This is a genomic window from Paenibacillus plantiphilus, assembly GCF_927798095.1.
Taxonomy (GTDB): Bacteria; Bacillota; Bacilli; order Paenibacillales; family Paenibacillaceae; genus Paenibacillus_Z; species Paenibacillus_Z plantiphilus.
This window is the reverse complement of the sequence record NZ_CAKMMF010000003.1, coordinates 196,376-209,800: the sequence shown is the minus strand read 5'-3', so window position 1 is coordinate 209,800 and position 13,425 is coordinate 196,376. Positions and strand designations below refer to the sequence as shown.

Below are 13,425 nucleotides of genomic sequence, written 5' to 3'. Positions count from 1 at the left end.
TCAGTCAAAGGAGCATGGACAAGATGGATAAAACCGATCCGAAAAAAATAGACAAGACGAATGTGGAAGATATTATCGGTCTATCCCATATGCAGGAAGGATTGCTCTTCCATTATTTGACCGAGCCCGATAGTGCGCAGTATGTGGAGCAGTTGACGCTTCACCTGCGCGGTGATATAAACGAATATACGCTGGGACAGGCTTGGGCTTCCGTTGCCAGAAACAATGAAATGCTCCGAACGGTCTTTCGTTGGGAGAAGCTGGACAAGCCCGTAGCCATTATTCTGAAGCAGCTGCAAATTCCATTGCTTATTCAAGATCTGTCCGCATCGTCCGGGACGGATCTGGATGCAGGTCTTGAAGAAGCGGTTGCTGCAGACTATGCGCTCGGAATTGATATTACAAGCCAGCCGTTTCGGATCACGTTATGTACGCTTGGCGGCGGACGGAATGCGCTCATTCTGACCTACCATCATCTATTGTTCGACGGATGGAGCACAGGGATCATTCTCAAGGAGTTTATGTCGGCCTATGAGGAGATGTCCCGGCAGAGGGAATGGAAGCAGCCGGCGAAACCAACGTACAGGCAGTTTATTGCTCACCTGCAATCACAGGACAAGGAAAGCCAGGGTCAGTTCTGGACGGATATCCTTGGTGATTTCGGGACGAAGACGCTGCTGCCGTTCGATAAGAGGAAGAAAGAACGGGCATCGACCGCGCAGCATATCCATGTATCTCTAAATGAGGAGACGGTTGCGCGTATCGACCGCTTTGTCAAACAGCATGAGCTTACGCTAGCCGCTTTCATCTATGGCGCGTGGGCTGTGCTGCTGCAAAGGTATAGCGATACGGACGATATCGTATTCGGGACGACGGTGTCGGGACGGCCGACTTCTATGCCGGGTGTTGAGCGGATGGCGGGCTTGTTCATCAATACGCTGCCGCTGCGTGTGCGGACAGAGGCCGATACTACGGTTGTCGAGCTGCTGCGTCAGATCGGCGCGGCGCTTCAGCATCGTGAGAGCTTCGAGCAAACGGCCCTTACAGATATCAAGGCAAGAAGCGGCATGACAGGACATGAGAGCCTGTTCGACTCCATCGTCGTGCTTGAGAATTACCCGCTTGACCAGTCAGTGCTTGGAGCAGGAAACAGCTTGACCATTACAGGGCATTCCATGCGGGAGTCGACGAATTTCCCGTTGGCGCTAACGGTCACGACGATGGGACAGCTGCAGCTTCAATTTCAATACAATAATGAGCTGTTCAAGACGGAGACGATTCAGCGGCTGGCTGATCACTTTGTCAGGCTGATTGAGGGAATGTCCTTCAATCCGGGCTTGCCAGTGACGCGCCTTGGGATGCTTGGGGAAGACGAGGCAGCGAGGCTGCATGCGATGGGCAGCGGAGAGGAAGGCGCAACCCCTCCTCATCATTCGATCCATGAATGGTTCGAGGAGCAGGCTGCTGCGGACCCCGACAGAATTGCCCTCGTATTGCAGCAAGCGACGATGACTTATGGGGAGCTGAACGCGCACGCTAACCGGGTCGCCTGGTTCTTGAAGGAACGGGGAATTGGCGAGAACGATGTTATCGGCGTCATGGTTGGCCGTTCGTTCGAAATGATCATCGGCATCTACGGCATCCTCAAGGCAGGGGCCGCCTATGTGCCAATTGATCCCGATTATCCGTCTGATCGAATCGAATATTTGCTGCGCCACTCGCAAACGAAGCTGCTGTTTGTCGATAAACAGGCTCGTGAGGGATTGGCTGTACCTGCAGGAACGGAGTTGTGCGGGATCAGCGATATTATGGAGCAGACGTCGCTGCCGCAGCATAATCTGGGCGGGAGCTACAGCCCGGAACGTCTGATTTATGTGCTGTATACATCAGGCTCGACCGGCAATCCGAAGGGTGTTATGGTTAAGCAGAACGCTTTCGTCAACTTGCTGAACTGGTTCTGCACATCGTATCATATCGGACCAGCGGACAATGTGCTGCTGATCGCGCCTTCCAGCTTTGATCTGGCGCAGAAGAATCTGTATTGCTCGCTGATTAAAGGCGGCAGGCTGACCTTGTTTGAACCGGGCTTGTATGATTACAACCGAATGTCCGATGTCATCCTGAGGGGGAAGGTGACATTGATCAACTGTGCGCCCAGCGCGTTTTATCCGTTGATTGATTTCAATGAAGACACGGACTTTATCCGGCTTTCTTCTCTCAGAACGGTATTTCTCGGCGGTGAGCCGATTAATGTGAACAAGCTTGCGCCGTGGTATCGTTCGCAGCGATTCCATGCACAGTTCTCCAATACGTATGGACCTACAGAATGTACCGATATTGCCGCCCATCACAGCGTTAATTTCTCCGTGGCAGAGGCCGGCTTAGCCGTTCCAATCGGCAAGCCGATCTATAACGCCAAGCTCTATGTTCTGGATCATCATATGAATTTGGTGCCGGAAGGAATAATCGGAGAGCTCTATATTGGAGGAATCGGCCTTGCGGCAGGGTATTATCATGCGCCCGAGCTCACTGTAGAACGGTTCGTAGACAGCCCGTTTGCTGCGGGCGAACAGCTGTATCGGACAGGCGACCTGGTCAACTGGCTGCCAGGGGACATGCTCAATTATGTAGGCAGAACCGACAGCCAGCTGAAGATTCGGGGCATGCGGCTTGAGCTCGCAGAGATCGAGGCCGCTTTGTTAAGCCATAACGAGATTCAGGAAGCGGTCGTGAAGGATTGGCAGGATCATAACGGCAGTACGTACCTATGCGCGTATTTGGTCGGAATCGGGGACGAGCAGATTGCGGATGCCAAAGCATTCGCAGCAGCGCTCTTGCCTGATTATATGGTCCCGTCAAGCTTTGTCGTTCTAGAGCAAATGCCGCTGTCCCCAAATGGAAAAATCAACAAAAAGGCGCTGCCTGAGCCGCAGTTCAAGAGCAGCGGCCAGCGGCATGATCCCGCTAACAGCAGCCAAACGGAGCTGCTGCTTATCGGAATCTGGCAGCAGGTGCTGGGTAGAGCGGATGTCGGCCTGCATGATCCATTTTTCGATATCGGAGGCAACTCCATTCTGCTTATTCAAATGCATAGCAGGTTCGACAAGCTTCAGCCAGGGCGGATCGCAGTAACGGAGCTGTTCAGCTATCCGACGATTGCTCAACTGGCGAAGCTTATCGACGAGAGGGAGCAGCCGGAGAAGGAATCCCGAGACTCCGCCCTGTTGGAAACCATCCCGCTGCCTGAAACTTATTTCGTAATCCCGGAGTCAGCAGCAGCCGGCTATACCTTTACCGCTTGGCTGCCTGGCACGATGAGGGAGCGTCTGCTAGCTGTCAGTCAGATGGAGGACGTTGCGTTGCCCGATCTGTTTCTGGGCATGTTTGTATATTTGCTGTCGGAATTCTCTGAGCAGCAGCGCGTCGGCCTTCATGTCCTTAATGGGCAGGCAGTGGCGATTGCATTGGCGCTGCAGCTGGACGAGTTTGAACAGTTTTCGGATCTGTTTCAATTTATACGCAACAATAAGCTTGAAGGACAGCCATTGCAAATGGAGCACGCTGAGAGTGTGAAGCGGGGGGCTGGAACGCCCTCTGGCCTATTGCCGCTCTATCGCGATCTGACCGCAGCTGGAGCTGCTGAAGCACCGGCATTGACATCGTTTTTTGATCTGATCTGGGAGGTTGGCGAGCAGGACGGCATGATTCGGCTGAATTGCAGCCTGAACAGCGGGAAGCTTCGCAAGGAGCTGGCGGAAGAGCTGACAGACGGCTATACGGAGTTGATCGATATGTTAATTCAACAATATGAAAAGGTGGGGGCAAGCAATGACTAAATTCGCACTTCTCTTCCCGGGACAGGGCTCCCAGTATGTCGGCATGGGCAAGAGCTTGTATGAGCGTTATCCTGCGGCAAAGCAGGCTTACGAAGAAGCCAGCGAGGCGCTTGGCTTTGATCTTGCCGAGCTTAGCTTTCATGGCAAGAAGGAAGAGTTGAATCTGACGGCGAACGCGCAGCCTGCTATATTGACTGCAAGTGTTGCGGCGTTTCGAGTTTATATGCAGGAACAGCAGGAGCAGCCAGCTATTTTGGCAGGGCACAGCCTTGGCGAAATTACGGCGTTAACGTGCGCGGGCTCCATCAAGTTTGCCGATGCGGTTATGATTGTGCGCCAGCGCGGGCTGTTCATGCAGGAGGCTGTCGGATTAGGGGCAGGAACGATGGCCGCAGTAAGCGCGATTGATGTTCAATTTGTGAAGGAAGCCTGTGAATTGGCATCTCGCGATGGCGAGTCTGTCGTCATCTCCAATTACAATGCGCCTGATCAAATCGTTATATCAGGAACGAGCTTGGGAATTGCCGCAGCTGGCAAATCATTATCAGCCAAGGGTGCGCTTGTCATTCCGCTGCAGGTTAGCGCACCTTTTCATAGTCCGCTTATGCGGCCTGCGGCTAACAAGCTGGGCGACATTCTTGCATCATATACGTTTGCGCCTATGCAGCAGCCTGTTATCTCTAATGTTACGGCTCGGCCTTATGGCGATCCGTCTGAAATAGCCGGCATGCTGACCAACCAAATGACGTATCCCGTGCTGTGGGTTGATGCGATGCGCTATGCAATTGAACAGGGCGTGACCTATGCCATCGAGCTTGGACCGCAAGCTGTTCTGCGCAATTTGATGGGACGTATTGACAAATCGGTTACCGTATTTGCCTACGATAAGCAGGAGGATGTCGATGCTCTGGCGGCTTTTGAAATCAGTGCCGTTCAGTCAGTGGGCGCTTCCGTTGTACGAAACGATGCGCAGACCGCAGGTGCTGCAGCGGACCGCATGGATAAGCAAGACTTGGGAGCGTCAGCCAGCGGGCTGGATAAAGTGCTGACTCGCAGTCTGGCAATAGCGGTATGCACGAGAAACGATAACGATGACAGCGATGAATATACAGCAGGAGTCATCGAGCCATACCGCAAAATTATGAAGCTCCAGCTGGAGCTGGAGAACGAAGGGAAATCACCGTCGCTTCTTCAAGCCAAGGAGGCGCTTGCCATGCTTCGCTCGGTGTTCGTGACGAAGAAAACGCCTGCCAGCGAACAGGAGGAAAGATTTAAACAAATTATCGATGAAACAGGAACCGATGCTGAACTGAGAGACATCGTGAGCGAGCTGCTGCAGGGGGAAGGGAAGGTCGTTCATGGTTAAATTTAATGATATTAAATTAAACCGCCGCAAGGAGGCAGCACCAGCACCGCAGAGCGCAGCAGAACCGACTGTTTCCGATAAAGATGTAGCCGTTATCGGAATTTCGTTAAAGTTTCCCCAGGCCGATACGCCCGAAACCTTCTGGCGGCAGCTGCGCGAGGGTGTAGACAGCATCGGGGCATTCCCTGAGACGAGAAGGGAAGACGCTGAGGACATGAAGCGTCTGCTGAAGGGCGTCCAACAGGAAGCCGCGTTCGAGAATGCCGCCTATCTGGATGAAGTGGATAAGTTCGATTATTCCTTCTTCCGGATTTCTCCGAATGAAGCGTCATTAATGGATCCTAGCCAGCGCTTGTTTCTGGAAACGGTATGGGGAGCCATTGAGGATGGCGGTTATGGCGGGAAGAAGCTGTCCGGCAGTCGTACAGGTGTTTTTGTCGGCTATGGCTCAGATCCCGAATATAAGCAGCTCGTCACAGCTGTTGATCCCGAATTGCTGGCAGGGGCGCACACCGGGAATACGAATCCGATTATCGCAAGCAGAATCGCCTATTTACTCGATTTGAAGGGTCCGAACATGATTGTCGATACGACCTGCTCATCCTCGCTGCTGGCCATCCATTTGGCCTGCCAGAGTCTCCGAAACGAGGAATGCGAGCTGGCCATTGCAGGCGGCGTCGAGCTTCACCTGATGCCAATTCGCCAGACTAGCATTGGCGTCGAGGCCGGAGATGGCCGTGCGAAGTCATTCGACGAACGTGCGGACGGGACAGGGACAGGCGAAGGTGTAGCGGCGGTTCTGCTAAAGCCGCTTGCCAAGGCCGTAGCTGACGGGGATGCCATATATGCCATTATTAAGGGAAGTGCGGTCAATCATGACGGCACTTCAATTGGTCTAACCGCACCTAATGCGCTTGCCCAAGAGGATGTTATCGCAAACGCTTGGAAGGACGCGCGGGTTGAGGCGGAATCAATCACATATATCGAGGCGCATGGCACAGGCACGAAGCTGGGCGACCCTATTGAAATCGAAGGCATGCAGCGGGCGTTCCGCAGATTCACCGACAAACGGCATTTTTGCGCGGTCGGGTCCGTGAAGACGAATATCGGGCATCTGGATCATTCCGCAGGCATGGCTGGCTTTATCAAGGCTGCTCTTGCCCTGCAGCATCGCGAGCTTCCGCCCAGCCTGCATTTTAAGGAGCCGAATCGGAAGATTGATTTCGTGAAGTCGCCTGTGTACGTAAATGACAGGCTTGCCCCTTGGGTAAGCACGCGCTATCCGAGAAGATGCGGTGTCAGCTCATTCGGATTAAGCGGAACAAACTGTCATGTCGTGCTTCAGGAAGCGCCTGACAAAGCTGTCTCGCAGCCATCGCAGTCCGCAGCGGGCTTCGGAAGCCAGGTATTGACGCTTTCTGCAAGGGACGAGCAGGCGCTCAAGCGGCTTATTGCATCTTATCGGGAACGAATCAGCTGGGCTGATGCGGCCGCTATGCGAGATATATGCTTTACAGCCAACACGGGACGGGGGCAGTACAGCCACCGGATTGCATTTGTTTTTCACAGTCAGGATGAATTGCTCCAGCAGCTGCTTGCGGCCGAACAATCCGCATCGCTCGCGAGCCTTCAAACTGATGGTGTAGGGTACGGTGCTCACCGCATCGTATCAGCGAATCAACCGACTAAGGAAGCGGGGGAGCTAACGGAGCATGTGGTCCAATCGATCACACAAATGGCCAACGGCATGTTGGACGGATACGTAAATGAGCAAGGGCAGAACAGCGGTCTGCTGTCCGATGTTTGCCGGTTTTATACCGAGGGGGCCAACATGGATTGGGAGCGGATCTATCGGAATGAAACGCGTCAGCGCGTTCATCTGCCAATCTATCCTTTTGAACGGACGCGGTGCTGGATAGATACCCGTGCAAGAGGCAGCGCTGCAGCGCTTCATCCATTAGTGGACAAGCAGGTTGCTGTAACGCTGGACACCGAAATCTACGCAACATCCTATGACGTTTCGCGGCATTGGGTATTGAGCGAGCATAAAATTATGAATGACAGTGTTCTCGTCGGCACGGCTTATTTGGAAATGGTGCTTCAAGTATGCTCGCAATCTCATCCTGATGTAATTGTCGCATTCAAGGATGTTCAATTCCATGCGCCGCTTACGGTGAAGGAGGGGGAGCAGGCCGATGTTCAGCTTGTCATTCGGAAAGCTTCCGGCAACTACCTGTTTACCGTTGAGAGCACAGCGGGAGAGGGAAGCTTTACCAAGCATGTGCAGGGCAGCTTCGAGCTGAAGCCCCGTGAAGGACATCGAGCGCATCATGACGAGTCGATAGATTCGATCATTCGTCGTCTGGAATCCGGTCATATGGTTCCTGATCTGGAACGGTACAATGATACATCTGTGTTTGAATTCGGACCTCGCTGGAACAATATCCGGGAAATGTATGTGGGAGATTCGGAGCTGTTATCCCATATTCGCATTCCTGATGCGTTCAAGGGGGAACTGTCGCAATTCACACTCTACCCTTCGATGATGGACAATGCGCTGACAACGATGCCGCTTATTGCCAAAGCAATCGAAGTCAATTCGTTGACAGATGACAGCATTTATTTGCCGTTCTCCTACGGAAGCCTGACAGTCTATCGGCAGCTGCCGCCAGAGTTCTACAGCTATGTTCGACTGAAGTCGCCGATTACCGAAACGACGGAATTAATCAGCTACGACATCATGCTGATAAGTCCAGGTGGCGCAGTAATCGCGGATATTCGCGGCTACAGCTTGAAGAAAGCGCGGAAGAACCGGCTAGGCGCGCAGGGAGCAGGCAGCAATCATTTGTTCCACAAAATGGAATGGGTACAACAGGAAATTACAGCTGTTGAAGCGGCTCGCACCTCGGTGTCTGGAAGCGTATTGATGATCGGGCGTCCTGATGCAAGGACGGAGCAATTGGCTGCTGCGCTAAGGAAGCAGGCTTATTCGGTCATTGTTGCTCATCCAGCGGATCAGTTCCAGCAAACGGGCGAGCAGAGCTATCAATTTGCTTTGAGCCGGGATGGAATGGAACGGCTTATGCAGGCCGTGAAGGGAGAGCCAATCTCTCGGATCATTCATATGCTGACCTTCGGGGAAGCAGGTCATTCGCATTCGGACGGAACGGATGCCGCAGATGCAAAGCTCGCGAATGGCGTTAATAGCGTGTTCGAGCTTGTGAAGTCGCTGCTGGCCCATAACTACAGGCAGTCGATTGATATTGCGATTCTCACTTCACATGCCTACAGTGTAACGGGAGAAGAATCGTTCGTCGTTCCTGAATATGCGGCGTTAAGCGGGCTTAGCCGAGTTGTCGGCCAGGAATATCCGAATTTGAAAAGCAGAACGATCGATGTCGCTTTTGACACATCACTTGACTTGCTTCTAAAGGAACTGCTGTCGCCAGGCGAGGCTGCAGAACGGGTCGCTTATCGCGGGGGCAGCCGCTGGATCGAGCAATTCCAGGAGCTGTCGCTGCAGGTGGACGAAAGCGGTGGAGAAGTTATTGCACCTGCAAGCACGTATGTGATTACAGGCGGAACAGGAGGCATCGGTCTCGAAATAGCCAGATATTTGGCTCTGAGAGCACAGGTGAACATCGTGCTGCTGGGACGATCAGCGCTGCCGCCGCGCCAGCAATGGTCAACCATTGTGAACGATGGCAGCGAGTTCAAGCTATGCAGGACGATACGCGCCATTGAGGAAATTGAAGCATCCGGCTCTAGCGTCCTGTTCATTCGAACAGATGCGGGCAATCGCGATTCGCTCTCCAATGCGCTTAACGGGATCAGGGAGAAGTACGGACGGATTCACGGCATCATTCATTCGGCGGGCCTGCCCGCTAACGGCTATATCATTAAGAAGGAGCTCGATGATTTCCATGCGGTGCTCGCGCCAAAGGTCAATGGAGCGCTTCTGCTGGATGAGCTGACAGAGGGCGACAATCCAGATTTCTTCGTCGTTTTCTCATCCAATACAACGCTGATGGGCGTGCCTGGACAATCGGACTATACGGCTGCCAACAGCTTTCTGGATGCATTCGCATCTTATCGGAACCGCAAAGGAAAGCGGACAATTACGATCAACTGGCCGGCATGGAAGGAGACCGGCATGGCAGTCGATCATGGAACCAATGGGGATAATCTGCTCAAAGCGCTTCCGACCGCACAGGCCATTCATGCCTTCCACCAGATTCTGCACACGCCATCTGCGGAGAGAATCATTGTCGGGGAGCTTAATGCCGCAGGCTCCTTCAACGGCTACAGCTTGTCCGATGTGCCAATCAACTTCAGTGAAGAAATTCGTCGGAAGTTCAAGCTGAATCGGAAGGATTCTGCTGTGCGAGCGGCAGACGGGAAGAAAGCTGCGGCGGCATTACGGAAAGGGAAGGAAGGACTTTCCTCTGCCGTGGATTGGGAAACAGCGATATCCGCCATCTGGCGCGTGGTTCTCGGATTCGAGGAGATCAATGTGTACGACAGCTTCTTCGATATCGGCGGGGATTCAATCATGATTACAAAGGTGCATTCCCTGATGGAGGAGCAGTTCCCGGGACGTGTGTCTATCGCCGACTTGTTTACTTATACCTCTGTATCGGATATGGCGCAATATATGGTCTCCTTGGATGCCGGAAACGAAGCAGCGGCAGATAGCGAGATTGTGGAACTTGAAGATATTGATCTGGGGATCGAGAGCTTGCTGGACGCATTGGAGCAAGGGGAAGTCAGCGTGGAGAGCGCTATGGAAAGCTTTATGAAACTGGGGGGAATGAGATGAGCAAGCTCGCCCAAGCCATATTCGGCAATATTGCAAAAGGCAAGATGGACAGATCCGTTGGTGCAGAGCTGCTAAAGCTCATCAAGGCGGAGTCAGCTGCATCCGGGACCGGCGATATGGCCATCATCGGCATGTCTGGAAGGATGCCGGGGGCCAATAATCTGGAGCAATTCTGGAGCAATTTGCGCAGCGGAACCGATAGCATCGGCGATTTTCCGGACAACAGAATTGCCGATGTCGAGCCCTTCAAGCAGTTTACGTATATGAAGGATGAAGAGACCTCCTTCAGCAGGGCCGGATATCTCGATGGGATCGACCATTTCGATTATCATTTCTTTGGCATATCGCCCAAAGAGGCCAGTCTGATGGACCCTAACCAGCGCATATTTCTGGAGGTCGCCTGGCATGCCCTGGAGGATGCGGGTTATGGCGGCAAGAAGCTGACAGGCTCGCGCACAGGTCTCTACATTGGTTACAGCGGCTGGCCTATGTACGGCCAATTCGTATCCTATGTAGACCCGGCAGCTTTCGAAATGTCAGTAGCCGGCAATATTTCGGCGATTATTGCCAGCCGAATTCCGCATCTGCTTGATCTGAAGGGACCGAGCATGCTCATTGATACGGCGTGCTCCTCATCGCTGGTTGCGCTGCACCAAGCCTGCAAGGCGATTCAGAACGGTGAATGCGAGCAGGCGCTTGTCGGCGGCATTCGGCTGAATCTGCTGCCGCTGGACGGGTTTGTCAAGTATGGCATTGAGTCCAGCGACTCCAGAGCCAAGGCATTCGACGACCGCGCAGACGGGACCTCGCTTAGTGAAGGAATAGCGGCGCTGTTCATTAAGCCGCTGGAGCGGGCGCTGCGGGACGGTGATGACGTCTATGCCGTCATAAAGGGAAGCGCGATTAATCAGGACGGGAATTCGATCAATATTACGGCGCCGAATGCGATCGCGCAAGAGGATGTCATCATACGAGCATGGAAGGACGCGGATGTTGATCCAGCGTCGATCTCCTATATCGAAGCGCATGGCACAGGTACGAAGCTTGGCGATCCGATCGAAATCGATGGCATCCAGAAAGCCTTCAGACGCTATACGGACAAGAAACAATTCTGCTCGATCGGTTCGGTTAAATCGAATATCGGACATATCGATGCCGCTGCCGGACTCGCGGGCGTTATCAAATGCATTCTTGCCATGAAGCATAAGGAAATCCCGCCAACGCTTCACTTTGAATTCCCGAATCGCAAAATTAGCTTCGAGCAATCGCCGGTCTATGTCAATGATCGGCTCACACATTGGGAAGCGGGCTCGCAGCCGCGGCGCTGCGGAGTCAGCTCCTTCGGCTTTAGCGGGACGAACTGTCATGTTGTGCTGGAGGAAGCCCCGGCAGGAGCGATAGATTCTATTATTGACTCCAATGCCAAGGATGGAAGCGGAGCATACCGGCTCTTTACTCTGACAGCCAAGAGCGAGCATGCACTTGCCAAATTGGTTGACAGCTACGAGCAGAGATTGAGCTCGGACAGCGATATGGACTTGGCTGATCTGTGTTATACAGCATCAACAGGGCGCGGACATTATACGTACCGGCTTGCGGTTCTCGTCAGTACGACAGATGAACTGCATGCCGCGCTTTGTCAATGGAGGGCGAATCCAGCGCCATCGAGCCGTATTCACTATGGCTTCCACAAAGTGATTAGCGGCAAAAAAACGGAACGGGCTGAGACGGAGTTTCTGGATAGCGAGATTCGAACGTTCTCAAGTCAGGCGGAACTCATTGTACAGCGCATCATGGAGACGGAAGACGTTCGCCTTAATGAGGAAAGCTGGCATGAGCTGGGCAAATGGTATGTGCTTGGAGCGGAAGTGAATTGGGAAGCTCTGTATCGCGGGGAAGGCAGACGGAAGGTCAGACTGCCGGTATATCCATTCGAGAAATCAAGATGCTGGATGCGTCTTCCAGAGGCTGGAGAGGGCACGGGAATCAAGACATCTTCTATCGAACAGGGAAAAACAAACGTCCCGGCAGCGCTAGTTATTGCTCCGGCAAGCAAGCGGCAGCATTATCCGGTATCAGCGGAACAAAATCGGCTCTATCGGGAATATGGCGGGTCACAGGATGTTGGCGATCCACATATTACGGCAACTCTGCAGCTGCAGGGAGATATTGATCCTGCATTGCTGGAACGGGCAGTCAGCGAGCTCGTTCGTCTGCATGAGCCGCTGCGCACCTTCTTCTATGAGGTCAATGGCGAGCTTGTCCAGGAGATTCACAGCCATGCGGAGGTGCAGCTTGAACGGCTGGAGAGTCTTGAGACTCTTGCGCTGCAAAATATGCTGCGTCCTTACGATATTCAGCGGACGCCGCTGTTTCGCGTCGGCTATGTGAAGGCGACCGGGAATACGAGTGCTATTGCACTGGATCTCCATGCGCTGATCGCAGATGAGCATTCCGCCAGGCTTCTGGTTGAGCAGCTCGGAGAGCTGTACGCGGGTGTCGCGGTTTCTGCGCCTGGCCTGCAGTACAAGGATTTCTGCGCCTGGCAGCAGGAACAGCTTCTAGCCAAGCCAGTTGAGGGCAGCAGCTATTACAGCCGCATTTTGACGGAAGCGTTGCCTAAGCTGGAGCTGGCGAATGTGTCGCATGACTTGAATCCGAGCCTTGCGTCTGGCCGGCTCGCTTTCACTGCGGAAGCAGACCTTGCCGGCAAACTGCAGAGGCTGGCGTCACAGGGGGATGCGACGGTCGAGAACGTGCTGCTTGCTGCATATATGCTGCTGCTGTCCAAATACTCGGGGCAGACGGATATTGGTGTAATCAGTAAAGGGAATTGGCGCAAGCATCCCGTTCTGGCGACGATGATCGGCCAGCTGTCAAGCATGAGGCTTATCCGCAATCCATCCAATGAATACAAAACATTCGAATATTTTCTGAGTGAAGTTGCTGAGCATGCTCGGGAAGCGGACGCGTATGCGCATTTGCCGGTGGAGCTGCTGAATGGAGCCGTTCAGGAGAAGCAAGCGGTTAACAGGAACGCACCGCTTTTCGAGGCTGCCTTCGGCATGAAAGAGCATGCATGGAATCAGAACGAAGTCTTGGCGGTTCGCAAGGGGACGGAGATGGGTATCGAGCCTGTTCTCAAACCATTGGCTGAGCTGGATTTAAGCGCGAGCGAAGAGGATGGCATCCTTCATTTCGAGCTTGCTTATGTGCAGGGCTGGTTCCGTGATGATTTCATCAGCAGGTTTGAGCTGGATTATAAGCATTTGCTGGAGCAGATAACCAATGACATGACGATTCTGTTCCGTGATATAACGCTGAGTGTTGCAGACATCGATCTGGAGCCGGTGGAGGAAATGGATGCGTTTGAGTTCGAAATTAATTTTTAAGGCGGTTGTGAA

General features: G+C 53.3%; 4 protein-coding genes. All 4 read left to right on the top strand.

What is annotated here, in order from left to right; all coding sequences use genetic code 11:
- Positions 1-23: 23 nt before the first annotated feature.
- The 4 genes from L6H65_RS03600 to L6H65_RS03585 are packed head-to-tail and all read left to right on the top strand — an operon-like array spanning position 24 to position 13,413.
- Positions 24-3,836, top strand: coding sequence for a non-ribosomal peptide synthetase (locus L6H65_RS03600; protein WP_236339036.1), 3,813 nt, complete (start codon positions 24-26; stop codon positions 3,834-3,836).
- Entirely contained in the window at positions 3,829-5,202 is a 1,374-nt protein-coding gene (gene fabD / locus L6H65_RS03595; RefSeq protein ID WP_236339035.1) for an ACP S-malonyltransferase, read from the top strand. Before L6H65_RS03600 ends, fabD begins: the two co-directional genes overlap by 8 nt.
- The gene (locus L6H65_RS03590) at positions 5,195-10,021 is read left to right on the top strand and encodes a type I polyketide synthase (RefSeq protein ID WP_236339034.1); all 4,827 of its coding nucleotides are present in this window, start codon (positions 5,195-5,197) and stop codon (positions 10,019-10,021) included. Before fabD ends, L6H65_RS03590 begins: the two co-directional genes overlap by 8 nt.
- Complete coding sequence (locus L6H65_RS03585) at positions 10,018-13,413, top strand: beta-ketoacyl synthase N-terminal-like domain-containing protein (protein WP_236339033.1); 3,396 nt, start codon at positions 10,018-10,020, stop codon at positions 13,411-13,413. Before L6H65_RS03590 ends, L6H65_RS03585 begins: the two co-directional genes overlap by 4 nt.
- Positions 13,414-13,425: the final 12 nt, after the last annotated feature.

What these genes read in the sequence shown, in the direction of transcription:
- fabD (WP_236339035.1), top strand. Translation starts at nt 3,829, where the DNA reads ATGACTAAATTCGCACTTCTCTTCCCGGGACAGGGCTCCCAGTATGTC.
- L6H65_RS03590 (WP_236339034.1), top strand. Translation starts at nt 5,195, where the DNA reads ATGGTTAAATTTAATGATATTAAATTAAACCGCCGCAAGGAGGCAGCA.
- L6H65_RS03585 (WP_236339033.1), top strand. Translation starts at nt 10,018, where the DNA reads ATGAGCAAGCTCGCCCAAGCCATATTCGGCAATATTGCAAAAGGCAAG.
- L6H65_RS03600 (WP_236339036.1), top strand. Translation starts at nt 24, where the DNA reads ATGGATAAAACCGATCCGAAAAAAATAGACAAGACGAATGTGGAAGAT.